Raw genomic sequence first — 25,067 nt, 5'->3', positions numbered from 1 at the left:
ACATCCTTTCAACGTCATTATAAACTAGTTTTAACATACGGCAGGCAATTTTCATAATTTCACATATTCTTTTCATTTTTATCCCACAATGTTTGTTTATGATATGTATAAGGGAAGAAAGGAAGAGAAAAAGAGCGAGGAAGATGTAGGATGATCAAACCTATTCTATTTTGGTGCTTTGCTTTTCTCCTCATTATTGGGACAATTGAACTTGTACATGCGATGAATATGTAACGATAAATGAAAAACCGTTAAAGGAGTGTAAGAACATGGATTATCGACGTGATGACCAAAACGATCAACATCAAACAGAATCTTCACATACAGAACATCAGAATACAGAAAACCGGCAGCTGATTGAACATCCCGAACAGGAATTGCTTGACGAGCCGGTTTCGTATGAAGCGGGAAAACAAGAAACAGCTTCTTCTTTAGAAATGGAAAAGACAGAAACGGCTGTGAAAAAAGAAAAGAAACGGAGAGCCGCATGGCTGAGCCCTATTTTAGGCGGGATTATCGGCGGGGGCCTGATGCTTGGCATCGCGCCTTATCTGCCATCAGACCAAGATCAGGCGACCGAGGCCGTTTCTGCAAATAAACAGGTGCAGTCAGGTAATTTTAAAACGACACCGATAACGAACGCTTCAAACGTCGCTGATATGGTGGAGGATTTAGAGCCGACGATTGTGGGAATCTCAAATATCCAAACCTCGCAAAATAACACATTCGGCACGGGAGGCGGCTCCAGCTCAGAAAGTGAAAGCGGAACGGGGTCAGGCGTCATTTTCAAAAAAGACAGCAATAAAGCGTATATCATTACAAACAACCATGTCGTTGAAGGCGCAAATAAATTGACTGTCACGCTTTACAACGGAGAAACGGAGACTGCCAAGCTGGTCGGCAGCGATACGATAACTGATTTGGCTGTTCTGGAAATCAGCAGCAAGAACGTCAAAAAAGTGGCGAGCTTCGGTGACTCTTCACAGCTGCGCACAGGCGAAAAGGTCATCGCTATTGGAAATCCGCTCGGACAGCAGTTTTCCGGTACGGTGACACAAGGCATCATCAGCGGACTGAACCGGACGATTGATGTGGATACAACACAAGGTACGGTGGAAATGAACGTGCTGCAAACTGACGCAGCGATCAACCCGGGGAACAGCGGAGGACCGTTAATCAATGCAAGCGGCCAGGTCATCGGCATCAACAGTTTGAAGGTGAGCGAAAGCGGCGTGGAGTCACTTGGATTTGCGATCCCAAGCAATGATGTCGAACCCATTGTTGACCAGCTGCTGGAAAACGGGAAGGTAGACCGTCCGTTTTTAGGCGTGCAAATGATTGATATGTCTCAAGTTCCTGAAACGTATCAAGAAAATACACTCGGCCTGTTTGGAGATCAATTAGGAAAAGGTGTTTATGTAAAAGGAGTTCAAGGAAATTCACCTGCGGCAAAAGCCGGCATCAAATCTGAGGATGTCATTGTCAAACTAAACGGTAAAGACGTGGAAAGCAGCGCGGATATTCGTCAGATCCTATACAAAGACTTGAAAGTCGGAGATAAAACGACAATTCAAGTGCTGCGGAACGGAAAAACGAAAACGCTAAACGTGACACTGACCAAGCAGACAGAAAGCAGCTCAAGCTAAGCGGTAATCAAAAAGCTGAACCCGAAAAGGGTTCAGCTTTTTTTATCCTAAATAAGCGGAAAGCATCCACACTTGTTTTTCAACTTCATCAATTAATCCGACAAACAAGTCCGCTGTCGCATTATCTTGATTTTCTTCAGCCAGGCCGATCACGAATTTAGATTCGCTGCTGATTTGTTTGTAGTCGTTTACCAATGCTTGTACCATTTCTGACGCTGATGTTTCGTTTCCGCCGTCTGTGATAGACGCATGCTCAGTGTATTCTTTCAATGTGGCAACAGGCTGTCCGCCGATCGCCAGCAGGCGTTCAGCGATGGTATCGACTGTTTCAGCCGCATGGTCATACAGTTCTTCAAATTTCTCATGCAATGTAAAGAAATGCGGCCCTTTTACATACCAATGGAAACGGTGGAGCTTAGAGTATAAAAGGAACCAGTTTGATAATTGTGTGTTCATTGAATTCTCAACTAATGTTTGATTTGTTTTTGCATTTTCAGTTTTCATAAGTTACGTCCTCCTTGTGATCTGTTAATTTAATTATACCACGTATTAATTAAAAATCAATACTAAATTATAATAATTATAATTTAGATGAACTGAATAGTTTTTTCTTCAGGATAGATTCCCACGCAGACCAGGGAAAAAGCGATCGGAATAACAAGGTAAGCTTGATGCCTTTTCCGATCGGGTATCGCAATTTCTTTACGTGCTGTTTTGTTGCCAATTGATAAATGAGGTCGGCAACCTCTTGGGGATCTCCGCTTTCATCTGCGTTTTTTTCAACGTAGGAAAGGATCTTTTTATAGTATTGATGATAGGCTGAATCGTCAGCAGGCACCGACATATAATTTGATAATGATGTGGACCAAATCGATGTCTTGTATGAGCCTGGCTCGATCAAAGCGGTTTGGATACCGAACGGAAGCAGTTCCACACGCAGGCTCTCAGAAAAACCCTCCAATGCATGCTTGGAAGATGCATAAGGCGACATCGCAGGGAATCCGGTCAGACCGCTGATGCTGCTCACGTTTATAATCTTTGCTCCGCTATGCTTTCTTATGTAAGGCAGAACGGTTTTTGTCACATGGATCACTCCGAAGACATTCGTTTCAAATTGTTGTCTGAAATGTTCCATCGGCACATCCTCGACAAATCCTCCGTAAGCCGTTCCGGCGTTGTTGACGAGAAGATCAATAGGAGCATAAGCGCTAATGGTTTTTCCGAATGAGGCTATGGATTGCTCATCTGTGACGTCGAGAGCGGTAATGTGAATAGAATCAGCCACATTGTGTGCTGCGGCCAATTCCCGAAGCTGTTCAGCTTTCTCAGGCTGTCTTGTTGTAGCAATCACGAAAAATGACTTGGCCAGCTTTACGGCTGCCAGCTGACCAAAGCCTTTTGACGCTCCTGTTACGATCGCGATTTTTTTATTCATGATATACCTCCTATTTAACTGCTACAGCTATTGTACAATCATGAACGGAAAATGACGCCTATAAAAGAAATTTTTATACAATAATTCAGAATTGTTCTATAATAAAACGAAAGAAGGAAAGGGGTTTTGTATTATGGCGCTGCAAGGGGTAGACCAAAGATGGGATCTTGATTCATTTTTTAAGGGCGGGAGCCAATCAGAAGAATTCAAAGGATATATCGAAAAGCTGTCACAAAGTCTGAGTGCCTTTCAAGACATCACTGAGGCGTTTCAGGTGCCTGAATCGCCTGAAGATGCCGAAGGACTGATTGCTTTGCTTGATTTATTTGAACAGACATCTGTCAAGCTTCAGCAGGCCGGCGCTTTTGTTGCTTGCCTTCAGGCCCAGAATATCAGTGATCAAAAGGCTACTGAGCATCAGTCACTCATGAATCGGCTTTCCGCAGATTTTCAATCATCCCTCGTCACATTAGATCATAAACTGGTGGCCATTGAACAAAACGTGTGGAATGAATTATTAACAAAGCCGGGGTTACGCGATGTATCGTACATATTAAATGAAAGAAGACAGAGGGTTGCCGAAAAGCTCAGCCCGGGTAAAGAAAAACTGATTGGAAACCTTGCGGTGGACGGATATCATGCTTGGAGTGACTTATACAATATGGTTGTCGGAAAAATGACAATACCGTATGAGGAAAACGGTGTGAACAAGCAATTGTCTGTCGGTCAGGCTGAAAATGTGATGGATCGTCAAGACCGCGCTGTCAGAAAAACAATATATGAACGTTTGCATCAAGCTTGGGAAAGCAAACAGGATATTTTCAGCAACACGCTCAATCATTTGGCAGGGTTCCGGCTTGAAACCTATAAAGCGCGCGGCTGGGAGAATGTCCTGAAGGAGCCGCTGCAGATCAACAGAATGAAAAAAGAAACACTGGATACGATGTGGCAGGTCATCACTGAAAACAAGCAGCCGTTCGTTCAGTTTTTGAACCGGAAAGCATCCATGCTCGGCCTTGAAAAGCTTAGCTGGTACGATGTTGAGGCCCCAATTGGTTCTGATGGAAAGGTCTATTCATATAATGAAGCTGCAAATGTCATTGTCAGCCAGTTTTCAACGTTTGGCAAAAAGCTGTCCTCTTTCACAGAAAAAGCGTTTCGGGACCGCTGGATTGAAGCGGAAGACAGGAGCGGAAAAAGAGTCGGCGGCTTTTGCACGAGCTTTCCTGACAGCGGAGAATCGCGGATTTTCATGACGTTTTCGGGAAGTGCCTCAAATGTCTCAACGCTTGCACATGAGCTCGGACACGCGTTCCATCAGGAAGCGATGCTCAACGTCAGGCCGTTAAACCGTTCCTACGCTATGAACGTCGCGGAAACGGCCTCGACGTTCGCAGAGATGATTGTGGCGGACGCGACTGTCCAGCAAGCGGAGACGAAGGAAGAAAAGCTTGTCCTTCTTGAGGATAAAGTGCAAAGAAGCGTTGCGTTCTTCATGAATATACATGCAAGGTTCTTATTCGAAACGAGATTTTACGAAGAACGAAAGCGGGGAGTCGTCCCGGCCGGCCGTTTGAATGAGCTGATGGAAGAGGCGCAAAAAGAGGCATACTGCAATTCGTTAGGAGAGTACCATCCGCTCTTTTGGGCATCAAAGCTGCACTTCCATATCACGAGGGTGCCATTTTACAATTTCCCTTATACGTTCGGCTATCTGTTTTCTCTGGGCATTTACGCACTGGCGCTTGAAGAAAAAAACGGGTTTGAAGAGAAGTATATCGCACTATTGCAGGATACGGCTTCTATGACTGTGGAAGAGTTGGCGATGAAGCATTTGAGTGCTGATATCACGAAGCGCGATTTCTGGGAGAATGCCATCAAGCTAGCCGTGCGTGACGCGGAAGACTTTTTGCAACTGACTGAATCTTTTGAGCGTGAATGAAAACCCTTGAAGTCTAGGAAGGGCGAGCATTTGTCGACACGCTGAAGCCGTGGCGTTATACACGCCCCGGCTTTTTCAATTCTCCTCTGAATGAGGATTTCATTCTCTGGATATACCTAAAATAAATGGAATCCTACAGGGGGGAAACATATGCGTTTGATCAGAGCAGCCGGGGCTGTTTGTCTCGCAGTGGTTCTGATTGCGGGCTGCCGTCTCAATGAAGATCAGCAGCAGGCAGAAGGAGAAAATACAGCCGTCACCCAGCAGAAGTCCGTTCCTTACAGCAATTTCTCGCTTCGCGTGAGCTACGGAGATGGTGAGCATAATCGTTATGAAAGTATATATACAAAAAATGGGACTCAGGAAACAGCGGAAATACAGGATAAGCTCTCCGGCGTCAAACAGGAGGGAGAAGAAGCACTAGATGAGATGAAAATGATCCTGAGCGAGCTTTCCGTGACAGACCAAATGGCAGAAACAGAAGTGATCCACAGTGTACTAGCAGCATTTAATCTGGACAGCCATTATGATCATATCAACTTAAAGCTGAAGCTGAAGAACGGCTCAGTCAGAGAAATTAAGAAATAACCTTGTGCTAAATACCCCATAAACGCCAATTATGTCCAAAAAACTAATTGAAAATGATTTTCAAAGTCATTGTTTTCTGCTACAATGAGGGATATATGACCATATCAAATGGCTGAATATCGAATCACTTGCATTGATGACAATTGACTTAAAACGCATGTATATAGAAAACGTGCAATACATAGTGCTGCTAAAAAGCCAGCAAAAAGGAGCGGTTATGGGTATGAGTGCAATTTCTACAGAAACGCTGAGCTTAGGATACGGGGATGCCGTTATTATTGATGAGTTGAATTTAACAATTCCCAAAGGTGAAATTACCGTATTTATTGGCAGCAACGGCTGCGGAAAATCGACACTTTTACGTTCATTAGCGCGATTGATGAAGCCGAGAGGCGGTTCAGTGCTGCTGGAAGGAAGAGCGATTGCCAAGCTTCCTACAAAGGAAGTCGCAAAAGAGCTCGCAATCCTGCCGCAGGGTCCTTCGGCTCCAGAGGGGCTGACAGTACATCAGCTGGTGAAGCAAGGAAGATATCCTTATCAAAATTGGCTGAAACAATGGTCAAAAGAGGATGAGGAAGCAGTTGAGCGAGCGCTTAAAGCAACAAAGCTTGAGGACATGGCTGACCGCGCCGTCGATTCTTTGTCAGGCGGACAGCGCCAGCGGGCTTGGATCGCGATGACGCTTGCACAGGAGACTGACATTATCCTTTTAGACGAGCCGACGACGTATTTAGACATGACGCACCAAATTGAAATTCTTGATTTGCTGTTTGAGCTGAATGAAAAGGAAGAGCGGACGATTGTCATGGTTCTCCATGACTTAAACTTGGCATGCCGCTATGCGCATCATCTTGTGGCCATAAAAGATAAACAGATTTATGCTGAAGGCCGTCCGGAAGAGGTCATCACTTGTGATCTTGTGCAAAATGTGTTTTCTATGAACTGTCAGGTCACACAGGATCCGCTGTTCGGAACGCCTCTTTGCATTCCTCATGGCAGGGGCAGATGCATTGTCCAGGAAGCGGCTTTCACATCACATGGATAAATAACGCCAGCGAAAGGAGCTTTTACTTGAGAAAGCTCCTTGCTGTTTTTTCGAAAGGAAGATGGAAAATGGAACAAAAACTTCAGGAGCAGCTGGATGGATTGCTGGAGAAGTATACTGAGCTTCTGCTTGGTGACACAAACAATGAGCTAAAAGAAGAAGTGAAGCAATGGATTTTGTACACACATATAGCCAAAAGCATGCCGCCGCTCGCTAAACATTGGAATGCGACATATCCTGACGCGAAGCAGGGCATTAAAGATATCATTCAGCATATTAAGGAATTAAATGAAGCACATCGAAACAAACAATAGCTAAAAAAGCAGTCTGCCAATTATAGCAGACTGTTTTTTTGTGATTCTGCCGTTTTATCTGGCGCAAAGGAATCCATAAAGGTCCGCAGCGCGCTGCTGATAAACGAATCTTTTCGGACAATAAATTCTGTTTTCATCTGTCTGAGAGCCTCGGGCAGCGGGTACAATCGAATCGACCCTTCAGCCTCGTGTTTCTGTACAACCGTTCTCGGCAGCAACGAGATGCCAAGACCTGCTGTAACCCCGCCGATAATCGCTTCAAGCGTACCAAATTCCATAATGACCGGCTGTGTGACACCGACAGTTCGCAGCCATTTTTCAAGTGTCTCTCGATACGAACAGCCTGTGCTGTAAACGAGAATCGGCTTTTTGATGGCTTCCTCTGCATCAGATATGGAGGCAGCTGAAACAACTACTGGTTCTTCCTCAAATGCAGGATAGGATTCGAGCTCAGGATGATTGCATTCGCATCCGATAAATGCGCCATCTAATTCATACCGGAGAACTTTATCAAGGAGGAATTGTGTATGTCCTGTTGTTAAAGACAACTGGACGTTTGGGTGTTCTTCATAATAAGAAGCCAGAAGTTTCGGAAGCCTTACCGCGGCTGTTGTCTGAGTGGAGCCGATCATAAGCGGTCCGCTTGGCTCTACAGTAGATAAGAGCGCTTTAGACGCTTCATCCAGCAGGCCGATAATTTTATTTGCGTAGTCGAGCAGCAGTTTTCCGCTTGCAGAAAGTGTCATACCCCGATTGTGGCGCAAAAACAGGATGGTGCCCAGCTCAGCTTCCAATTGCTGAATTCTGGCCGTGACATTCGATTGCACATAGCCAAGCTGCAGGGCTGCTTTCGTAATGGAGCCTTCACGGGCTACCATTTGAAACACACGTAAATCTCCACTTTCCATGTTGAACTCCTCCGTTCGTTTGCTATCAATCTGAGTGATAGCAAGTATCTTTAACAATCATTATACGTAACACCTGACCTGGATTACAATGGAATCAGCAAGATATGTTAATCAACAGCAAGGAGTGGCGGCAATGAATGTAATGAACAAAATTGCTCTCGTAACGGGGGGCGGCACAGGAATCGGACGAGCAGCCAGTATGGAATTGGCAAAACGCGGAGCGATTGTTGCGGTGAATTATTCACGTTCACAATCCGAAGCGCAGGAAACAGTGGATATGATTAAAAAAGCTCGCGGGCGAGCCTTCGCCATCCAAGCCGATGTATCAAAAAACAGCGAAGTGCAGGACATGGTTCAATCGATCGTGAAAACATACGGCACGATTGATGTTTTAGTCAATAATGCCAGCATTACACGGCACATTCCAATGGATGATCTTAAAGCTGCGACAGAAGACATCTGGGATGAGTTATACGCTGTCAATGTGAAAGGGATGTTTTTCTGCGCGCGGGCAGTGGTTCCGTTCATGAAAAAAAGCAAGGCTGGAGCGATCGTAAATGTCGGCAGCATCGCAGGGTTAACCGGGGCGGGTTCATCTATGCCTTATGCAGTGTCAAAATCGGCGGTGCACGGTTTAACGAAATCATTGGCCCACGCCTTAGCGCCCGAAATTAGAGTGAGCGGTGTAGCACCGGGAGCTGTCGCAACGAGATGGTGGGCTGGCCGGGAAGAAAAAATGAAAAGCATGATCGGCACTTTGCTGTTACAGCGTATCGCTGAACCGGATGAAGTCGCCAAATTGATTTGTTCGCTTGTTGAACAGGAATCACTCACAGGCCAAATCATCACAATTGACAGCGGACAGACGCTGTAAAGAGAGGAGATGCGGGGGATGCCATTTGTACAGATTCATTTACGGGCGGGAAGAAGTGAAGCGTGGCTTCAAAAACTAAGCAGGACCATTCACCAATCGATGATCGAAGAAATTAATGTGCCGGAAGATGACTACTTTCAAGTCATCAGGCAATATGAAAATAGTGAATTTTTTTATGATCCGTCTTATCTGCAGGTCGAGCGGACCAATGAACTGATATACATTCATTTTACCTTGAAACAGTCAAGAACAACTGAACAGAAAAAAGCCCTTTACCACTCAATCGCAAGCCGGATTCATTCCCAGCTTGGCGTAAGAAAAGAAGATGTGTTTATTATGCTGGCCGGAAATCAGGATGAGGATTGGTCCTTCGGAAATGGAAGGGCTCAGATGATCGAATAACAAAACCCCGCGGATTGGTATCCGCGGGGCACTCTATTAATGGGAAGGTGATTCAACGGCTTGTGCCGCTTTCTCCTTTACTTGTTCTCCCGTTTTCTTATTTGATAGCTTGATAGGTTTTAAGAACAATGTAAATACGGCTCCGACGGCGATAAAGATCAGGCCTGTATAAAACACGCTGTGGAGTGAATCCATCAACGATGTTTTTAATATCGGCATAATATGGGATGAGAAAGCCGCAGGGATTTGTTTGATTGCGTCCGGGCTGAACAGTGATTGCAGCAGCCCTTGCGGATTTGTATCAATCATACCCTTTAGCTGGGAGGCAAATGAGCTTGCCTGTGCCGGAAGTGAGTCTAAGTACGGCACCAGTTTATCTGTTAATAAACTTCCTGATCTTGCATTCATTACGGCTCCCAGCATGGTAATGCCGAATGTTCCTCCGATCGAACGGAAGAATTGGCTGGAAGAGGTGACAACCCCAAGCTCCTCCTTCGAAAAGCTTTCCTGTAAAGCTAGTGTCAGAATCGGCATAACCAGACCCATTCCTAGACCAATAATTGCCATATACGATGTAGCAACAAGCTTACTCGTATCAAGGTCCAAAGTCGTTAACAGCAGGAATCCTCCAGCCATAACTATCATGCCTGTAATAATTTGCGGTTTAATGCCGACTTTGTAAACAAGCTGGCCGCCGATAATACTTGTAATAATCATAGAGATCATCATCGGTGTCATAATTGTACCTGATTCAGACGCGCTGACTCCGACAATTCCCTGCATAAAGAAAGGAACAAACGTAATGGCACCAAACATGCCGATACTCATAAAGAAGCCGATCAGGTTTAAAAATGTAAACGTTCTGTTTTTAAATAAATACATTGGCAGGATTGGCTCTTTTGCTTTTGATTCTACGATTATAAAGCTGATAATGCCGATCAGCGCGAGTGCAAACAAGCCAAGAATCTGCCATGAGCCCCACGCATAATCTTTTCCGCCAAAGCTTAGGGCGAGAAGGAGGCTGACAACCCCGACAATCATCGTGAAAATACCAGCGATATCGAAGTTGATCGGACCAGTCTGCTGACGGCCCTGCAATCCTCTGGCAATAAAAATAACCGCAATAATGCCGACTGGAAGGTTAATATAGAAAACCCATTTCCAGTTTAGTGAGTCTACAATCCAGCCGCCGATTTGCGGCCCAATCACTGAAGCTAGCCCGTAAATCGCGCCAAAGACCCCTTGGAATTTAGCACGCTGTTTTCCTGTGAACAAGTCACCGATGACAATCATCGCCATCGGCATCATAATGCCCCCACCGATTCCCTGCAGTCCTCGGAAGATAATCAATTCTGTCATATTGTTGGCCATCCCGCACAAAGCAGAAGCTGCCATAAAAATAATTAATCCTGATACATAGACAATGCGGCGTCCCAATAAATCGGCCAGTTTACCGGCAATTGGAACAATGGTTGTTGATGTTAACAAATATGCAGTTGTCAGCCAGGTCATCATGCTCAAACCGCCCAGATCACCGACAATTTTCGGCATGGCCGTTCCGACAATGGTACCGTCAAGAGCTGAAAAAAACATGGCAATAATTAAGCCTGTTATTAATAACGTTCGTTTTGATTGTTTGCCTTCATTACTCATTTCATCCGTTTCCTTCTTTCATGTTTTGCTTTTCATCAGTTTCCGCTGCAGCCTTTGCGAGCTTTTCTGTAATATGCGCCGCCTGAAGCATTTCCTCCTCCGTCAAGAAGGAAAGGTATCGCGCCATAATGGCTTTTCTGCCCGCCAAAACCTCCTCGAACTTTCTGTCTCCTTCATCAGTAAGACTGAGATCAATCACTCGCCTGTCTTTTGTGTTGTGTGTTCTGGCGATAAGATTTTTTTGTTCAAGGCGATCAGCCATTAGCGTCACCGCGCTTGGCTTAACCTCCATACGCTCGGCAATTTCAGAAATCTTGAGGCTGCCGTGTTTCTTTAAGCTGGCCAGCACAAACAGCTGCGCTGGAGTGATACCTTGTTTTTCCATGCTTTCTAGCATTTCAGGCTGTATCTTTTGAAAGAGCGCCTGAAGCGATAATTGGATATCGGACATTAACTGATCCGCACTCTTCATATTCATTTCCCCTCTGTTACATACACTGTATATATATTTTGATGACAAAATAGTTAATGCTTATTAAATATAAATAAGTGTTAATGAAAAGTCAACTGATTTTACGCACAAAAAAAGGATAGATGCCCGGAAGAACATCGTATCCTTTTTGCTGATGTTGTTACTGCTGATATGGAGACTGCTGCTGAATGGTCTGCTGGAATTTTTGATAGGATTGCTGCAGCTTTTGGGCATCCTCCGCTTCAACAGAATACCATCCATATTGGAACATGAGGTCATACAGTTTTCTTTGCGCTTTTTGTGACTCATCAAAAATGGATTGAATATCCTGATAAAGAGACTCGTGGCTGAATTCGTGCAGGGCTGTGCAATAAGCTGTTGTCATGTATTTTTCTGTTGTCAGCAACTCATTGACGAAATCTCTGTCATTCATTTCCGAAGTTGTCGGTACAGGTGTCTGCGGATTGCTGATTTTCTGATTTTGCTGATTCATTCTGGCGCCTCCTTATTGGATGTAGCCGGACTGCTGCTGGCCTGGCTGCAGGTGCTTTAATATTCTTTGATAGTGATCATGATGCATGTGTCCGACGCGGTCGAGTTCTTGTTTTAACGATTGATCCTGGCACTGCTGCGCCATGAAATGCGCTTTTTTCATCGCGAGCAAATTCCAGTTCAGCATGTCATTCAGATACAAATGATCCTTTGTCGAAATAACGGAAGGCGGCATTTGAGATTGCTGCTGATTTTCCATTGTGATCCTCCTTTGATTTCTGTTCATTTTATAGTTTCCTTCAGGCTGGGAGTTATATACAGGTGTTTTGAAGATGAAGGCAGGAGGGAGTCGGATGTTGAGACATGTGTTTTTATTCTTATCTCAAAATAAAACACTTACCAAGTTCGCCAAAGCATACGGAACGCGGCTTGGGGCACGAAGGTTTGTCGCCGGCGATACAATTGAGTCGGCGGTTAAGACCGTCAAAAGGCTAAACAGATCCGGTTTATGCGCAACAATTGATTATTTAGGCGAGTATGCCGCTTCAGAAAAAGAAGCAGATCAAGTCGCAGAGGAATGCAAGAAGGCCATTCAAGCCATTGCCGAACATCAATTGGACTCAGAGCTTTCATTAAAGCTGACCTCGATCGGGCTCGATCTTTCAGAAGAACTTGCCCTATCTCATTTGCGTGCCATTGTATCCGCTGCGAAGCAATATGGTGTTGCTGTGACCATTGATATGGAAGACTATTCTCATTATGAACAGACACTCGCTATCTACAGGCAATGCAAACAGGAATTTGAGATGCTCGGCACGGTGATTCAGGCGTATCTGTACCGGGCGGCAGAAGATATCAGAAATATGCGCGACTTAAAGCCGAATCTCAGACTTGTGAAAGGCGCTTATAAAGAATCTGCGGCTGTAGCGTTTCCAGACAAAAAAGGAACAGACCTTCATTTTCAGAGCCTAATAAAGCTGCAGCTGTTAAGTGGGAACTACACGGCTGTCGCCACACATGACGATGACATCATTGCGTTTACGAAACAGCTCGTTGCTGAACATCATATCCCAGCGTCACAATTTGAGTTTCAAATGCTTTACGGCATCAGGCCGGAGCGGCAGAAGGAACTCGCCAAGGAAGGGTACAGAATGCGTGTGTATGTCCCATATGGAACGGACTGGTTCAGCTACTTTATGAGAAGAATTGCCGAACGGCCCGCCAATGCAGCGTTTGTGTTAAAAGGGATCTTAAAAAAGTAAAAGCAGCCGCGGGAAGCAGCTGCTTTATGATTGTTCCATGTTATGTTTTTTATACTGCTGATTTTGACTTGTCCGTTTTCCGCCGCCGTAATGCTGAGTCGGACCGGCATCTCCCTTTACGCTCGCCGCGCTGACTGCCGCTGAAGACGGATTTTTTTTCTCTCGCACCATTCCCTTCACCTCCGGGCTTAAGTTGCCCGTCTTTTATAAGCTTCATACAAAAAAATAACAAATTAGCTATTGAAGTCGAACCGGAAATCTTTTAAGATGAAAGAAGAAACGGGTTTCATTTTTTTTGGTCAAAAAATGAATAATTATTCATTCAATGTTCAAGGGGGATATCTCATGCACAAACACATTCGGAAGGCAGCCGTTTTAGGATCGGGGGTAATGGGTTCCGGGATTGCGGCGCATTTGGCTAACATCGGAATTCCTGTCCTGCTGCTTGATATTGTGCCGAACGATTTGACAAAGGAAGAGGAAAAAAGGGGACTGACGAAAGACAGTCCGGAGGTGCGCAGCAGGCTGAGCCGGCAGGCGGTGAAAAAACTGCTGAAACAAAAGCCCGCTCCCCTCACATCAGCAAAAAATACCTCCTATATCACATCAGGCAATCTGGAGGATGATGCAGCAAAGCTCAAAGAAGCAGATTGGATTATTGAAGTCGTTGTCGAAAACCTTGAAGTTAAAAAGCAAATTTTTGCACTTGTGGATGAACACCGGAAGCCTGGGAGCATTGTCTCAAGCAACACCTCCGGCATATCAGTGCAGGAAATGGCTGTAGGCCGGTCGGATGATTTTAAAGCCCATTTTCTTGGAACGCACTTTTTTAATCCCGCCCGCTATTTAAAGCTGCTGGAGATCATTCCGATTAAGGAAACTGATCCTGATATTTTAAAGTTTATGACAGCCTTCGGTGAAAATGTCCTCGGCAAAGGCGTTGTTACAGCAAAGGACACACCGAACTTTATCGCAAACCGCATCGGAACATATGGACTTCTCGTCACAGTCCAAGAAATGCTGAAAGGCGGCTATCAGGTTGGGGAAGTTGATTCGATCACTGGCCCGCTAATCGGCAGACCGAAAAGCGCGACCTTCAGAACGCTTGATGTTGTCGGACTCGATACATTTGCCCACGTCGCCCGAAATGTGTATGACAAAGCGGATGGAGACGAGAAAGAAGTGTTCCGCCTGCCAGTTTTCATGAACGATATGCTGGAAAAAGGGTGGATCGGAAGCAAGGCAGGACAAGGCTTTTATAAAAAAGAAGGAAAAACGATTTATGAGCTTGACCCAGTGACGCTTACTTATGGCGAGCGGACAAAAATGAAATCACCGGCACTTGAAGCGGCAAAACAGGCAAAAGGGACAAAAGCGAAAATGAAAGCGCTTATTTACTCAGACGACAGAGCCGGCAGGTTGCTGTGGAATATCACATCTCAAACCCTGCTTTACTCAGCCGAACTGCTTGGTGAGATTGCTGATGATATTCATGCGATTGACCAAGCAATGAAGTGGGGATTCGGCTGGGAGCTGGGCCCGTTTGAAATGTGGGATGCCATCGGCCTCAGGCAGTCGGCAGAAAAGTTTGAGCAGCTTGGAGCAGATATGCCTGGTTGGATCAAAGACATGCTGGACAAAGGGAATGAAACCTTCTACATCAAAGAGAACGGAACGGTATTTTATTATGACCGCGGCGAATATAGAGCCGTGAAAGAAAACAAAAAACGGATTCATTTACAAGCACTTAAAGAAACAAAAGGCGTGATTGCAAAAAATAACGGAGCAAGCTTGATTGACCTTGGAGATGATGTGGCCCTTCTTGAATTCCATTCGAAAAGCAATGCGATCGGCCTCGATATCATTCAAATGATCAACAAAGCGTTAGAGGAAACAGAGCGGAACTACAAAGGCCTTGTCATCGGCAACCAAGGAAAAAATTTCTGCGTCGGCGCGAATCTTGGCATGATCTTAATGGAAGTCCAGGATGACAACTTTTTGGAAGTTGATTTCGTGATACGCCGTTTCCAAGAGACGATGATGAAGATCAAATACAGTGCGAAACCGGTTGTCGCCGCGCCATTTGGCATGACGCTCGGCGGAGGAACGGAAGTGTGTCTGCCGGCGGCTCGTATTCAAGCAGCAAGCGAAGCCTATATGGGGCTTGTGGAATCCGGCGTCGGCCTCATCCCTGGCGGAGGTGGAAACAAAGAGCTGTACATCAACCATCTTCGCCGCGGTCTTGATCCGATGAATGCGGCAATGAAAACATTTGAAACGATTGCGATGGCGAAAGTATCCGCTTCCGCCCAAGAGGCTCGTGAGATGAACATCTTAAAAGAAACAGATCACATCAGCATGAATCAGGACCACCTGCTTTACGATGCAAAACAGCTGGCCGCATCTTTATACGATACCGGCTGGCGGCCGCCTGTAAAAGAAAAGGTTAAGGTGGCGGGAGAAACCGGTTATGCGGCACTCTTGCTTGGCGCTGAGCAAATGAAGCTGTCCGGCTATATATCAGAGCATGATTTCAAGATCGCGAAAAAACTCGCTTATGTCATTGCCGGCGGAAAAGTGCCGTTCGGTACAGAGGTTGATGAAGAGTATTTATTGGAGATCGAGAGAGAAGCGTTTTTGAGTTTGGCAGGAGAGGCGAAATCTCAAGCGAGAATGCAGCATATGCTTGTGAAAGGTAAACCTTTACGGAATTAGGAGGGAGCTTATGAAAGAGGCAGTCATAGTGTCAGGTGCAAGAACACCGGTTGGGAAAGCAAAAAAAGGATCGTTGGCCACCGTTCGTCCGGATGATTTGGGAGCGATTTGCGTAAAAGAAACACTGAAACGGGCAGGCGGCTACGAAGGCAATATTGACGATTTGATTATCGGCTGTGCAACACCTGAAGCGGAACAGGGGCTAAATATGGCGAGAAATATTGGCGCGCTTGCGGGACTGCCGTACACGGTCCCGGCAATTACAGTCAATCGCTACTGCTCTTCAGGTCTTCAGTCCATCGCATATGCGGCAGAAAAAATTATGCTCGGCGCCTATGATACAGCGATCGCCGGCGGAGCAGAATCCATGTCTCAGGTTCCGATGATGGGGCATGTGACCCGTCCGAACCTCGCATTGGCAGAAAAGGCGCCGGAATATTACATGAGCATGGGCCACACAGCCGAGCAGGTCGCGAAAAAATACGGCGTCTCCCGCGAGGACCAGGATGCGTTTGCCGTTCGCAGCCACCAGAACGCGGCCAAAGCTCTTGCAGAGGGGAAATTTAAAGATGAGATTGTTCCCGTCGAAGTGACGGTGACAGAAATCGGAGAAAACCATAAGCCTCAGGAAAAACAGTTTGTGTTTTCTCAGGATGAAGGCGTTCGCCCGCAAACGACGACAGACATCTTAGCGACATTGCGACCCGCTTTTTCCGTTGACGGAACGGTTACTGCGGGCAATTCCTCGCAGACGAGTGACGGAGCGGCGGCAGTTATGCTGATGGACCGAGAAAAAGCTGATGCACTGGGCTTAGCGCCGCTTGTGAAATTCCGCTCCTTTGCAGTAGGCGGTGTGCCGCCGGAAGTGATGGGCATCGGACCGGTGGAAGCCATTCCGCGTGCCTTGAAGCTTGCCGGGCTTCAACTGCAGGACATCGGCTTGTTTGAACTGAACGAAGCTTTTGCATCACAGGCCATTCAAGTGATAAGGGAACTGGGAATTGATGAAGAAAAAGTGAATGTCAACGGGGGCGCAATCGCGCTTGGACATCCGCTTGGTTGTACGGGTACAAAGCTTACACTCTCACTGATTCATGAAATGAAACGGAGAAACGAGCAATTTGGAGTCGTTACAATGTGTATCGGCGGCGGGATGGGAGCGGCCGGTGTATTTGAATTATGCTAAAGGGGGAAAAACAAATGGCAAAAAAAGCGGCTGAAGTACAAAAAGGCGGCGGTTTCTTAATCGAGGATGTTCCATACGATCAAATGTATACACCGGAAGATTTCACTGACGAGCATAAAATGATTGCGAAAACAACTGAGGACTACATTGAGCAGGATGTTCTCCCTCATATAGATGACATCGAAAACCATCAATTCGAGCATTCCGTCAGGCTGTTGAAGAAAGCGGGCGAACTTGGGCTGCTTGGCGCTGATGTGCCTGAGGAATACGGAGGGCTCGGTCTTGATAAAATCAGCTCGGCACTCATCACTGAAAAATTTTCGCGTGCGGGAAGCTTTTCTCTTTCTTATGGGGCGCATGTCGGCATCGGGTCCTTGCCGATCGTCTTTTTCGGATCAGAAGAGCAAAAGAAAACATATTTGCCAGGACTCGCTTCAGGCGAAAAGATCGCTGCTTATGCACTGACTGAGCCGGGCTCTGGGTCTGATGCGCTTGGAGCAAAAACAACAGCCGTGCTAAATGAAGCAGGAACGCATTACGTGTTAACCGGGGAAAAACAGTGGATTACCAACTCTGCCTTTGCTGATGTATTTGTCGTTTACGCTAAAGTGGATGGCGAAAAGTTCTCGGCCTTTATTGTGGAAAAAGATTTCCCGGGTGTATCCACGGGTCCGGAAGAAAAGAAAATGGGAATCAAAGGATCATCGACAAGAACGCTTATTTTAGATCAGGCTGAAGTGCCAAAAGAAAACCTGCTTGGAGAAATCGGCAAAGGGCATGTCATCGCCTTTAATATTTTAAACATCGGCCGCTACAAGCTGGCGGTTGGCACAATCGGTGCATCTAAGCGGGTAATCGAGCTGTCTGCGGCATACGCAAATCAGCGGCGCCAATTTAAAACGCCGATTGCTAGCTTTTCGCTGACCCAGGAAAAAATTGCGACAATGGCATCAAGGCTGTACGCGATGGAAAGCTCTGTGTACAGAACGGTTGGGCTGTTTGAAGACAATATGAGCCAGTTTACAGCCGAAGATCTCAAGGACGGCCGGCAAATTGCCAAGTCAATTGCCGAATATGCCATCGAATGCTCTCTGAATAAGGTATTTGGCTCTGAAACGCTTGATTATATCGTAGATGAAGGCGTGCAGATTCATGGAGGCTACGGTTTTATGCAGGAGTACGAAGTAGAAAGAGCCTACAGGGATTCAAGGATCAATCGGATTTTTGAAGGCACAAACGAAATCAACCGGTTAATCGTGCCAAGCACCTTCCTGAAAAAAGCGCTCAAAGGCGAACTGCCTCTATTTGAAAAAGCGCAGTCGCTGCAGGAAGAACTCATGATGCTTATGCCTGAAGAGCCTGGCAGCGGCGTGTTAGAGCAGGAGAAATATATCGTTAAGCAAGCCAAAAAAATCGCGCTGTTCGCTGCCGGTCTCGCCGCGCAAAAATACGGAAAAGCCATCGATCGCGAACAAGAAATTCTCGTCAACGTCGCGGATATCGTCAGCAATGTGTACGCAATGGAATCAGCCGTGCTCAGAACGGAAAAGGCCATTGCCGCGCAAGGCGAAGAAAAAGCGGCGCAAAAGGTGCTGTATACAGAAATTTTCGTTCAAGAAGCCTTTAATGAAATTGAAGCGCACGCGAAGGAATCCCTCATCGCAATGGAAGAAGGAGATTCACTCCGCATGATGCTTTCCGCTCTGCGCAAGCTCACGCGCGTAACACCTAAAAACGTTATTCAGAAAAAACGCGAAGCGGCAGCGGGCGTTTTTGAGGCTGAAAAATATATTGTCTGATTGGCCAAGAGCTCCGCATGCGCGGAGCTTTTTTAAGAAGCACTGTTTTAGGTTTTTAAAACAAACTGTGTTAAAATAACCTCGATTATTTTATTGAGGGGGAAGAAGATGTCGTTAACTTTTTACTGGTACCCTAAATGCGGAACATGCCGCAAAGCAAAGAAATGGCTTGAAGAGCATGGGAAAGAAATAAACGAAATACATATTGCAGAGCAGCCTCCAAGCAAAGAAGAACTAAAAGCGCTTTATGAAAAAAGCGGGCTGGATCTCAAGAAATTTTTCAACACGAGCGGCATGAAATACCGCGAGCTGAATCTCAAGGAAAAGCTGTATCACATGTCGGAGGACGAGCAGCTTGAACTGCTGGCTTCAGACGGAATGCTGATCAAACGCCCGCTTACAACAGACGGCGAAAAAGTGACAGTCGGATTTAAAGAAGACCAATTTGAAGAAAACTGGGCTTAATGTAAATTTTTTTTGAAAAGTATGTTATCTTCTTATTGTAGTGCTGTAAAAAATGGAGGGATTCAATTGAGCATACCTAAAGATTTGCGTTACTCAGGAGAACACGAGTGGGTAAAAGTTGAAGGAGAAAAAGCCAGAATTGGAATTACGCATTTTGCCCAGTCTGAGCTAGGCGACATCGTGTTTGTCGAACTTCCTGAAGTCGGCGCTGAAATCAAAGCGGACGAGCCATTTGGCAGTGTTGAATCCGTTAAAACGGTATCTGAGCTTTATGCACCGATTAACGGAACTGTTGTGGAAGTAAACGAAGATCTTGATGACAGTCCGGAATTCGTCAACGAATCTCCGTACGAAAAAGCATGGATGATCGTCGTTGAGCCGTCTGACGCTTCTGAAATTGAAAAACTGATGACAGCAGAGCAATACGAAGAGATGACACAAGAAGACTAAAACAGGATAGCTGTAAAGGCAATTGGACACGCTAACGTTATGGGAGGTGTCCAATATGGCTTTCAGCAAACAAAAGCTCGATGTCACCAATGATGTGACAGGCCGCTTTCAAAATGGCCGGCTCTCGTTATATCATGAAAATGAGATGATCGGCCAAATGACAAGCATGAATGAATATGAGCTTAAGTCCGGTTATTCCTTTGAAAATGAGAAATTTTATAAGACAGCTGATGTGGTCTCAGGAAACGACGAAAAATACGTGGATTGTGACTACGAAAACGGCTGGTGTTAATGTTGGCGGTGAATTTCACTGCCTTCTTTTACAATCTGAACGTTTCAAATATGACGCGGCAGGTGAAGAAGATGAAGATGGATGAGCTGGAAAAGGTTATGATTGTCGAAGGGAAAACAGATAAAGAGAAAATCGAAAGCGTCCTGAATGAACCAGTGCGCATTATCTGCACAAACGGAACAATCAGCCAGCTGAAGCTTGAGGAATTGGCTGACGAGCTTTACGATAAAGACGTCTATATATTAGTTGATGCTGATGAATCAGGCGAGAAATTAAGAAAACAGCTGAAAAGAGAATTTAACGAAGCCTGCCATCTCCATATCGACAGAGCCTATAAGGAAGTAGCGGCTGCACCCAGGCACCATGTCGCCTCTGTATTGCTGCGCGCGAATTTGAATGTCCATACTATTTTTCTTGAAAGAAAATCCCGAGGTGTATAGCATGAAAGAACTCCAAGAATATGAGCTTGAGCACATTGAAGATGATGTGTATCTCCTTTATTTATATACTCCGTTTTGCGGCACCTGCCAGCTTGCAAGCAAAATGCTGACAGTGGTGAAAGAAATGCTGCCTGATGTCGCCTTCTATAAAAACAATGTCAATTACTCTCCGACATTCGCAAAAGCATATCAAATTGAAAGCGTCCCTTGTTTTCTGCTGTTTAAAGGCGGAAAAGTGGTCGAAAGAGGATATGCGTTTCACTCTGTTTCTTATTTATATGAGCTGATCAAACAAAAATCATCTTCCGCATCCCATTTATGACATATTTCTCTGCACAATCCAATGAAATTGTCGTTCGTTTTATAAAGGGGTTCTTGCGCCAGAAAGAGAAATGTGTATGTATGACCAACAAATAGGAGGTTGTACATATGGAGAAAGCGGAAGTTTTAGAAGATGAGTATCAGCATCTGTTTTTAAAACCCCTTTTGAACGCTTCGACATTGCTCATTACCTTCCAAGGAGAAACAGAAGCCTTAACCGTCTCAATAAACGAACAGGGAGAAATGAAAAAAATTTCTTCGCCCCAAACGTCCAACCTGACCTTTTACGGAAACCAAACAGAAATTATTGACTTATTGCACGGAGACATTTCCCTTCAGCACCTTATTCAGAGCGGAAGCCTCAAAGTAAAGGGGTCATTCAGGGCCCTGTTAAAACTAGAAGCCATACTCTGGCTGACGAACGGATTTTTTCAGAGGATTTTAAAGAATTAAAAAATAGGAAATTATTATAATAGTAAAAGTTGACATCATTTATTTTATTGACATTTAATCATTCGCCATGCTATTCTACATTAAGAATTTCCGGACGAAAAAGACTATATATTTCTCTTATCAAGAGAGGTGGAGGGAAGTGCCCTATGAAGCCCGGCAACCATCAACGCTGTTGAAATGGTGCCAATTCACACGAAGCGTTCAGCTTTGAAAGATGAGAGAAAGGCATTTTATATAAGCCTTTCTGCTCAAGTGTGCAGAAAGGCTTTTCTTTTGCAGAAAAACCCGGAAGATTTCTTAGAATAGTGTTAAGGCAGGTGATTGCTTTGATCAATCTTCAAGATGTTTCAAAAGTTTATAAGTCGAAACACGGAGATGTCAATGCTGTCCAAAATGTCTCGCTTTCCATTAAAAAAGGTGAGATTTTTGGAATTATAGGATATAGCGGAGCTGGTAAAAGTTCCTTAATCCGTCTGCTGAACGGCCTTGAGAAACCAACCTCAGGAACCGTGGAAGTGGCGGGAACCAAGATTAATGAAGTGAACGGACGCGCTTTAAGAAATGCACGCCATGAAATCAGCATGATTTTCCAGCATTTCAATTTGCTTTGGTCGCGGACCGTTAGAGACAATATCATGTTTCCTTTAGAAATTGCCGGGGTGAAAAAGAGCGAACGGATCAAGCGCGCCGATGAACTGATTAAACTGGTAGGTTTAGAAGGAAAAGAAAAATCTTATCCGTCTCAGCTGAGCGGCGGGCAAAAGCAGCGTGTCGGAATCGCCAGAGCGCTTGCAAACAATCCGAAGGTTCTCCTTTGCGATGAAGCGACATCAGCATTAGATCCGCAAACGACAGATTCAATTTTGGATCTATTGTCCGATATTAATGAAAGACTCGGTTTGACGATTGTGCTGATCACACACGAAATGCATGTCATCCGCAAAATCTGCAACAGAGTCGCTGTCATGGAAAACGGAAAGGTTGTGGAAGAAGGCGAAGTTCTTGATGTCTTCAAAAATCCGAAGGAAGACATGACAAAACGATTTGTTCAGCAGGTGACAGAGCCGGAAGAAACGAAAGAAACGCTACAGCACCTTCTTGATGAAACAGCATCAGGAAAAATGGTTCAGCTCACATTTGTCGGTGATTCTGCTGAACAGCCTCTGATTACAGAGATGATCAGAAACTTCAATGTCAGCGTCAATATTCTGCAAGGGAAAATCTCGCAGACGAAGGATGGAGCTTACGGTTCACTGTTCATCCATATTGATGGAGACGAGGAAGAAGTGCAAAACGTGATCCGGTTCATTAATGACAAACAGGTGAAAGCAGAGGTGATCACGAATGTTTGAAAAATACTTCCCGAACGTTGATTTAACTGAGTTGTGGAACGCGACATATGAAACACTTTATATGACGCTGATCTCTTTATTGTTTGCTTTTGTCATCGGAGTGATCCTCGGCTTGCTGCTTTTCCTGACAAGCAAAGGGAGCCTTTGGCAAAATAAAGCGGTCAACTCTGTGATTGCGGCCATTGTCAACATATTCAGATCGATTCCATTCCTTATTTTAATTATTTTACTGTTAGGGTTTACGAAGTTCTTAGTCGGCACGATCTTAGGGCCTAACGCCGCATTGCCGGCGCTGGTGATCGGTTCGGCACCGTTTTACGCGCGCCTTGCTGAAATCGCATTGCGCGAGGTTGATAAAGGTGTGATTGAAGCCGCTAAATCAATGGGCGCTAAAACGTCTACGATTATTTTCAAAGTGCTGCTTCCGGAGTCTATGCCGGCTCTTATTTCTGGGATCACGGTTACGGCCATCGCTTTGATTGGCTCAACGGCAATTGCCGGAGCCATCGGTTCAGGCGGCCTTGGAAACCTTGCGTACGTAGAAGGATATCAGTCTAATAATGCTGATGTTACCTTCGTTGCTACTGTGTTTATTTTAATCATCGTCTTTATTATTCAAATCATCGGTGATGTAATAACAAATATTATAGACAAACGATAAGGGAGGATTTACATTGAAAAAGCTATTTTTGGGTGCATTACTGCTTGTATTTGCAGGGGTTATGGCTGCCTGCGGTTCAAATAACGGCGCTGAATCCGGCAAGAAAGAAATTGTGGTTGCAGCGACAAAAACACCGCATGCGGAAATTTTAAAAGAAGCTGAACCATTGTTGAAAGAAAAAGGCTACACGCTGAAAGTGAAAGTGCTTAGTGATTACAAGATGTACAACAAAGCTTTAGCTGATAAAGAAGTGGATGCGAACTACTTCCAGCACATTCCTTACCTTGAGCAAGAAATGAAAGAAAACACAGATTACAAACTTGTGAATGCCGGAGCTGTTCACTTAGAGCCATTCGGTATTTACTCTAAAAAATACAAATCACTGAAAGACCTTCCAAAAGGTGCGACAATTATCCTGACAAACAACGTCGCTGAACAAGGCCGTATGCTTGCAATGCTTGAAAACGCAGGATTAATCACACTTGATTCTAAAGTGGAAGCAGTTGACGCAACATTGAAAGACATTAAGAAAAACCCGAAAAACCTTGAATTCAAAAAAGTAGCGCCTGAATTAACGGCAAAAGCATATGATAACAAAGAAGGAGACGCGGTCTTCATCAATGTAAACTATGCGATCCAAAATAAATTAAATCCTAAAAAAGACGCGATTGAAGTAGAATCAACGAAAAACAACCCATACGCTAACATCATTGCGGTAAGAAAAGGCGAAGAAGATTCTGCAAAAATCAAAGCGCTAATGGAAGTTCTTCATTCTAAAGAGATCAAAGACTTCATCGAGAAAAAATACGACGGAGCTGTGCTTCCTGTATCTGAATAAGACTGAAACCCCGGATGAGAAATCCGGGGTTCAATTATTGACAAAGCCCTAAAACGATATTAGTTTTAGGGCTTTGTCATCTTTTCAGCGTGATTGAAAACCCTTGAAGTCTAGGAAGGCCGAGCATTGGAGCGGAGCGAATGTTGCAATTCGTGAGCACCGACGCGCAGGTCTGACAACGAATGCGAGGGTTTGCTGACACGGTGAAACCCCGGATGAGAAATCCGGGGTTTTTTTCGGGTATTTTCCTAAAAGCTGTTCATAATAAAAAGGAATGTTAAACAGATGGAGGGATTTTCTTTGAATCAAGACAGAGGAAGCATGCAGGACGCGCTAAAACAGTATAAATTAGGTTTAGGCACATTTGAACAAAAGATGCCGCTGATGGGAAGAAAGTTTAACGAGTTTACTGAACAATGCTTTGCCGGCAATTCTCTGACTGAAAGAGAAAAACAGCTGATCGCCCTCGGAATCGCCATCAATGCCCAAGATGAATATTGCATGATCTATCACACAAAAGGCTGTCTTGATGAGGGAGCGACAGAAGAAAATATTCTCGAAGCCGTCAGTGTGGCGGCGGCATTTGGAGGCGGCGCGGCTCTCAGCCAAGGCGTGACAGTTGTCCAGCAGTGCATAGAGGAATTCGGAAACACCACGCATTAAGAGAAGGAATATTCCGAAAAACCATTCTCATTTGATCTAAAAGGATGCCTTCGTCTCATCTGCCGTTATTTCAAGCCATATCCTTTTTGCGGTATCCATTGCAGCGTTGATACAATAGAAGCAAATATATGAAGGGATTGATTCATTATTTGCAGCAGCCAGGATAGACTGGACCTCGATTATACGTCAGAAATGGAAAAAGCAATGCTTCTGTCTCACGGAATTGGATACGAGGAATACGGACGCCGGCTGGAAACAAGAATGAAAGTAGAGCGGCAGAGAGAGCTTGATTATGAAAAGAGCAAGCGGATTTCTGCGGGAGGTTATTGAGAAAATCAATCTTTTAAAAAAGGGTGGGAATCCACTCTTTTTCTTTTTCAATCGCTTTAATAAAGTGTA

At 45.0% G+C, this 25,067-nt stretch carries 30 protein-coding genes and 1 riboswitch; of the genes, 22 read left to right on the top strand and 8 right to left on the bottom strand.

Translation table 11 applies throughout. The annotated features are described in order from the left end of the window. The first annotated feature begins 269 nt into the window (after positions 1-269). Positions 270-1,646, top strand: a complete 1,377-nt coding sequence (gene htrB, locus RAC86_RS06375) for a serine protease Do-like protein HtrB (protein ID WP_061187965.1) — start codon at positions 270-272, stop codon at positions 1,644-1,646. A 42-nt stretch (positions 1,647-1,688) separates the two neighbouring features. Here htrB and mrgA read toward each other — a convergent pair whose 3' ends face one another. After that, the gene (gene mrgA, locus RAC86_RS06370; RefSeq protein ID WP_003221689.1) at positions 1,689-2,150 is read right to left on the bottom strand and encodes a metalloregulation DNA-binding stress protein MgrA; all 462 of its coding nucleotides are present in this window, start codon (positions 2,148-2,150) and stop codon (positions 1,689-1,691) included. Between the two features lie 76 nt (positions 2,151-2,226). Continuing rightward, positions 2,227-3,081, bottom strand: coding sequence for an oxidoreductase (locus RAC86_RS06365; RefSeq protein ID WP_072565242.1), 855 nt, complete (start codon positions 3,079-3,081; stop codon positions 2,227-2,229). Between the two features lie 133 nt (positions 3,082-3,214). Between RAC86_RS06365 and RAC86_RS06360 the strand changes: the two genes are divergently transcribed. From RAC86_RS06360 to RAC86_RS06345, 4 genes are all read left to right on the top strand, one after another. Next, entirely contained in the window at positions 3,215-5,023 is a 1,809-nt protein-coding gene (locus tag RAC86_RS06360) for a M3 family oligoendopeptidase (protein WP_072565241.1), read from the top strand. Positions 5,024-5,173: 150 nt separating this feature from the next. Further along, on the top strand, positions 5,174-5,611 hold the full coding sequence (locus RAC86_RS06355; protein ID WP_041906010.1) for a YusW family protein: 438 nt from the start codon (positions 5,174-5,176) through the stop codon (positions 5,609-5,611). 217 nt (positions 5,612-5,828) lie between these two features. Continuing rightward, positions 5,829-6,656, top strand: coding sequence for an ABC transporter ATP-binding protein (locus RAC86_RS06350; RefSeq protein WP_079288351.1), 828 nt, complete (start codon positions 5,829-5,831; stop codon positions 6,654-6,656). Between the two features lie 26 nt (positions 6,657-6,682). Continuing rightward, positions 6,683-6,970, top strand: a complete 288-nt coding sequence (locus RAC86_RS06345; protein WP_014115097.1) for a YusU family protein — start codon at positions 6,683-6,685, stop codon at positions 6,968-6,970. 20 nt (positions 6,971-6,990) lie between these two features. Here RAC86_RS06345 and RAC86_RS06340 read toward each other — a convergent pair whose 3' ends face one another. Beyond that, positions 6,991-7,878 carry a LysR family transcriptional regulator gene (locus RAC86_RS06340; protein WP_061187969.1) on the bottom strand — a complete coding sequence of 296 codons (888 nt, stop codon included), beginning with the start codon at positions 7,876-7,878 and terminating at the stop codon, positions 6,991-6,993. A gap of 133 nt (positions 7,879-8,011) precedes the next feature. Here RAC86_RS06340 and RAC86_RS06335 point away from each other — a divergent pair, with 133 nt between their 5' ends. Both RAC86_RS06335 and RAC86_RS06330 read left to right on the top strand, forming a co-directional pair. Continuing rightward, positions 8,012-8,752: an SDR family NAD(P)-dependent oxidoreductase gene (locus RAC86_RS06335; protein WP_072565240.1), complete on the top strand. Its 741-nt coding sequence runs from the start codon at positions 8,012-8,014 to the stop codon at positions 8,750-8,752. A gap of 18 nt (positions 8,753-8,770) precedes the next feature. Then, positions 8,771-9,154: a tautomerase family protein gene (locus RAC86_RS06330; protein WP_072183517.1), complete on the top strand. Its 384-nt coding sequence runs from the start codon at positions 8,771-8,773 to the stop codon at positions 9,152-9,154. Positions 9,155-9,190: 36 nt separating this feature from the next. Here the strand turns inward: RAC86_RS06330 and mdtP are convergent, their stop codons facing one another. The 4 genes from mdtP to RAC86_RS06310 form a co-directional block, all read right to left on the bottom strand. Next, on the bottom strand, positions 9,191-10,807 hold the full coding sequence (gene mdtP / locus RAC86_RS06325) for a multidrug efflux MFS transporter MdtP (RefSeq protein ID WP_072565239.1): 1,617 nt from the start codon (positions 10,805-10,807) through the stop codon (positions 9,191-9,193). A 1-nt stretch (position 10,808) separates the two neighbouring features. Beyond that, positions 10,809-11,279, bottom strand: a complete 471-nt coding sequence (gene mdtR / locus RAC86_RS06320) for a MarR family transcriptional regulator MdtR (RefSeq protein ID WP_072183518.1) — start codon at positions 11,277-11,279, stop codon at positions 10,809-10,811. A gap of 160 nt (positions 11,280-11,439) precedes the next feature. After that, entirely contained in the window at positions 11,440-11,772 is a 333-nt protein-coding gene (locus RAC86_RS06315) for a spore coat protein (protein ID WP_003222766.1), read from the bottom strand. 12 nt (positions 11,773-11,784) lie between these two features. Beyond that, positions 11,785-12,030 carry a hypothetical protein gene (locus RAC86_RS06310; RefSeq protein ID WP_014115091.1) on the bottom strand — a complete coding sequence of 82 codons (246 nt, stop codon included), beginning with the start codon at positions 12,028-12,030 and terminating at the stop codon, positions 11,785-11,787. A gap of 94 nt (positions 12,031-12,124) precedes the next feature. On the opposite strand from RAC86_RS06310, the gene RAC86_RS06305 reads away from it, so the two are divergent. Next, positions 12,125-13,033 carry a proline dehydrogenase family protein gene (locus RAC86_RS06305; RefSeq protein WP_061187973.1) on the top strand — a complete coding sequence of 303 codons (909 nt, stop codon included), beginning with the start codon at positions 12,125-12,127 and terminating at the stop codon, positions 13,031-13,033. A gap of 24 nt (positions 13,034-13,057) precedes the next feature. Here the strand turns inward: RAC86_RS06305 and RAC86_RS06300 are convergent, their stop codons facing one another. Further along, a complete protein-coding gene (locus tag RAC86_RS06300; protein ID WP_003240817.1) occupies positions 13,058-13,204 on the bottom strand; it encodes a YuzL family protein in 147 nt (48 codons plus the stop codon). 174 nt (positions 13,205-13,378) lie between these two features. Here RAC86_RS06300 and RAC86_RS06295 point away from each other — a divergent pair, with 174 nt between their 5' ends. The 14 genes from RAC86_RS06295 to RAC86_RS06230 all read left to right on the top strand — a co-directional run bounded on the left by RAC86_RS06295 (position 13,379) and on the right by RAC86_RS06230 (position 24,998). Further along, on the top strand, positions 13,379-15,748 hold the full coding sequence (locus RAC86_RS06295; protein ID WP_152024352.1) for a 3-hydroxyacyl-CoA dehydrogenase/enoyl-CoA hydratase family protein: 2,370 nt from the start codon (positions 13,379-13,381) through the stop codon (positions 15,746-15,748). A gap of 10 nt (positions 15,749-15,758) precedes the next feature. Continuing rightward, complete coding sequence (locus RAC86_RS06290) at positions 15,759-16,934, top strand: acetyl-CoA C-acetyltransferase (RefSeq protein WP_061187974.1); 1,176 nt, start codon at positions 15,759-15,761, stop codon at positions 16,932-16,934. Between the two features lie 14 nt (positions 16,935-16,948). Continuing rightward, positions 16,949-18,733: an acyl-CoA dehydrogenase FadE gene (gene fadE / locus RAC86_RS06285; protein WP_061187975.1), complete on the top strand. Its 1,785-nt coding sequence runs from the start codon at positions 16,949-16,951 to the stop codon at positions 18,731-18,733. Positions 18,734-18,841: 108 nt separating this feature from the next. Next, entirely contained in the window at positions 18,842-19,198 is a 357-nt protein-coding gene (locus RAC86_RS06280) for an arsenate reductase family protein (RefSeq protein ID WP_003222779.1), read from the top strand. Between the two features lie 66 nt (positions 19,199-19,264). Continuing rightward, positions 19,265-19,648 carry a glycine cleavage system protein GcvH gene (gene gcvH, locus RAC86_RS06275; RefSeq protein ID WP_003222781.1) on the top strand — a complete coding sequence of 128 codons (384 nt, stop codon included), beginning with the start codon at positions 19,265-19,267 and terminating at the stop codon, positions 19,646-19,648. A 55-nt stretch (positions 19,649-19,703) separates the two neighbouring features. Next, entirely contained in the window at positions 19,704-19,940 is a 237-nt protein-coding gene (locus RAC86_RS06270) for a YusG family protein (RefSeq protein ID WP_003222783.1), read from the top strand. A gap of 77 nt (positions 19,941-20,017) precedes the next feature. Then, on the top strand, positions 20,018-20,380 hold the full coding sequence (locus tag RAC86_RS06265) for a toprim domain-containing protein (protein ID WP_014115086.1): 363 nt from the start codon (positions 20,018-20,020) through the stop codon (positions 20,378-20,380). 1 nt (position 20,381) lies between these two features. Continuing rightward, the gene (locus RAC86_RS06260; RefSeq protein WP_014115085.1) at positions 20,382-20,702 is read left to right on the top strand and encodes a thioredoxin family protein; all 321 of its coding nucleotides are present in this window, start codon (positions 20,382-20,384) and stop codon (positions 20,700-20,702) included. A gap of 107 nt (positions 20,703-20,809) precedes the next feature. After that, on the top strand, positions 20,810-21,154 hold the full coding sequence (locus RAC86_RS06255) for an SCP2 sterol-binding domain-containing protein (protein WP_014115084.1): 345 nt from the start codon (positions 20,810-20,812) through the stop codon (positions 21,152-21,154). Between the two features lie 114 nt (positions 21,155-21,268). Then, positions 21,269-21,375, top strand: a riboswitch (SAM riboswitch). 105 nt (positions 21,376-21,480) lie between these two features. Further along, complete coding sequence (gene metN, locus RAC86_RS06250) at positions 21,481-22,506, top strand: methionine ABC transporter ATP-binding protein MetN (protein ID WP_014115082.1); 1,026 nt, start codon at positions 21,481-21,483, stop codon at positions 22,504-22,506. Continuing rightward, positions 22,499-23,167 carry a methionine ABC transporter permease MetP gene (metP, locus tag RAC86_RS06245; protein WP_014115081.1) on the top strand — a complete coding sequence of 223 codons (669 nt, stop codon included), beginning with the start codon at positions 22,499-22,501 and terminating at the stop codon, positions 23,165-23,167. Before metN ends, metP begins: the two co-directional genes overlap by 8 nt. A 13-nt stretch (positions 23,168-23,180) precedes the next feature. Further along, positions 23,181-24,005: a methionine ABC transporter substrate-binding lipoprotein MetQ gene (gene metQ / locus RAC86_RS06240; protein ID WP_072565237.1), complete on the top strand. Its 825-nt coding sequence runs from the start codon at positions 23,181-23,183 to the stop codon at positions 24,003-24,005. A gap of 285 nt (positions 24,006-24,290) precedes the next feature. Beyond that, the gene (locus RAC86_RS06235; protein ID WP_003222796.1) at positions 24,291-24,668 is read left to right on the top strand and encodes a carboxymuconolactone decarboxylase family protein; all 378 of its coding nucleotides are present in this window, start codon (positions 24,291-24,293) and stop codon (positions 24,666-24,668) included. 192 nt (positions 24,669-24,860) lie between these two features. Then, positions 24,861-24,998: a YuzK family famiily protein gene (locus tag RAC86_RS06230; RefSeq protein WP_014115079.1), complete on the top strand. Its 138-nt coding sequence runs from the start codon at positions 24,861-24,863 to the stop codon at positions 24,996-24,998. Positions 24,999-25,067 lie beyond the last annotated feature (69 nt).

It is taken from the genome of Bacillus sp. LR_5, assembly GCF_042709275.1.
Note: the sequence above shows the minus strand (reverse complement) of the source record. Positions and strands in the feature narration are given on the sequence as shown.

Excerpts from the sequence above, each read along its gene's own strand:
- RAC86_RS06290 (WP_061187974.1), top strand. The coding sequence starts at position 15,759 with ATGAAAGAGGCAGTCATAGTGTCAGGTGCAAGAACACCGGTTGGGAAA.
- mrgA (WP_003221689.1), bottom strand. The coding sequence starts at position 2,150 with ATGAAAACTGAAAATGCAAAAACAAATCAAACATTAGTTGAGAATTCA.
- RAC86_RS06280 (WP_003222779.1), top strand. The coding sequence starts at position 18,842 with ATGTCGTTAACTTTTTACTGGTACCCTAAATGCGGAACATGCCGCAAA.
- RAC86_RS06310 (WP_014115091.1), bottom strand. The coding sequence starts at position 12,030 with ATGGAAAATCAGCAGCAATCTCAAATGCCGCCTTCCGTTATTTCGACA.
- RAC86_RS06340 (WP_061187969.1), bottom strand. The coding sequence starts at position 7,878 with ATGGAAAGTGGAGATTTACGTGTGTTTCAAATGGTAGCCCGTGAAGGC.
- RAC86_RS06300 (WP_003240817.1), bottom strand. The coding sequence starts at position 13,204 with ATGGTGCGAGAGAAAAAAAATCCGTCTTCAGCGGCAGTCAGCGCGGCG.
- RAC86_RS06350 (WP_079288351.1), top strand. The coding sequence starts at position 5,829 with ATGGGTATGAGTGCAATTTCTACAGAAACGCTGAGCTTAGGATACGGG.
- RAC86_RS06330 (WP_072183517.1), top strand. The coding sequence starts at position 8,771 with ATGCCATTTGTACAGATTCATTTACGGGCGGGAAGAAGTGAAGCGTGG.
- RAC86_RS06260 (WP_014115085.1), top strand. The coding sequence starts at position 20,382 with ATGAAAGAACTCCAAGAATATGAGCTTGAGCACATTGAAGATGATGTG.
- RAC86_RS06230 (WP_014115079.1), top strand. The coding sequence starts at position 24,861 with ATGGAAAAAGCAATGCTTCTGTCTCACGGAATTGGATACGAGGAATAC.
- RAC86_RS06360 (WP_072565241.1), top strand. The coding sequence starts at position 3,215 with ATGGCGCTGCAAGGGGTAGACCAAAGATGGGATCTTGATTCATTTTTT.
- RAC86_RS06355 (WP_041906010.1), top strand. The coding sequence starts at position 5,174 with ATGCGTTTGATCAGAGCAGCCGGGGCTGTTTGTCTCGCAGTGGTTCTG.
- RAC86_RS06255 (WP_014115084.1), top strand. The coding sequence starts at position 20,810 with ATGGAGAAAGCGGAAGTTTTAGAAGATGAGTATCAGCATCTGTTTTTA.
- htrB (WP_061187965.1), top strand. The coding sequence starts at position 270 with ATGGATTATCGACGTGATGACCAAAACGATCAACATCAAACAGAATCT.
- RAC86_RS06270 (WP_003222783.1), top strand. The coding sequence starts at position 19,704 with ATGGCTTTCAGCAAACAAAAGCTCGATGTCACCAATGATGTGACAGGC.
- mdtP (WP_072565239.1), bottom strand. The coding sequence starts at position 10,807 with ATGAGTAATGAAGGCAAACAATCAAAACGAACGTTATTAATAACAGGC.
- RAC86_RS06265 (WP_014115086.1), top strand. The coding sequence starts at position 20,018 with ATGGATGAGCTGGAAAAGGTTATGATTGTCGAAGGGAAAACAGATAAA.
- fadE (WP_061187975.1), top strand. The coding sequence starts at position 16,949 with ATGGCAAAAAAAGCGGCTGAAGTACAAAAAGGCGGCGGTTTCTTAATC.
- RAC86_RS06335 (WP_072565240.1), top strand. The coding sequence starts at position 8,012 with ATGAATGTAATGAACAAAATTGCTCTCGTAACGGGGGGCGGCACAGGA.
- RAC86_RS06305 (WP_061187973.1), top strand. The coding sequence starts at position 12,125 with ATGTTGAGACATGTGTTTTTATTCTTATCTCAAAATAAAACACTTACC.
- RAC86_RS06315 (WP_003222766.1), bottom strand. The coding sequence starts at position 11,772 with ATGAATCAGCAAAATCAGAAAATCAGCAATCCGCAGACACCTGTACCG.
- RAC86_RS06365 (WP_072565242.1), bottom strand. The coding sequence starts at position 3,081 with ATGAATAAAAAAATCGCGATCGTAACAGGAGCGTCAAAAGGCTTTGGT.
- RAC86_RS06235 (WP_003222796.1), top strand. The coding sequence starts at position 24,291 with ATGGAGGGATTTTCTTTGAATCAAGACAGAGGAAGCATGCAGGACGCG.
- mdtR (WP_072183518.1), bottom strand. The coding sequence starts at position 11,279 with ATGAAGAGTGCGGATCAGTTAATGTCCGATATCCAATTATCGCTTCAG.
- metP (WP_014115081.1), top strand. The coding sequence starts at position 22,499 with ATGTTTGAAAAATACTTCCCGAACGTTGATTTAACTGAGTTGTGGAAC.
- RAC86_RS06295 (WP_152024352.1), top strand. The coding sequence starts at position 13,379 with ATGCACAAACACATTCGGAAGGCAGCCGTTTTAGGATCGGGGGTAATG.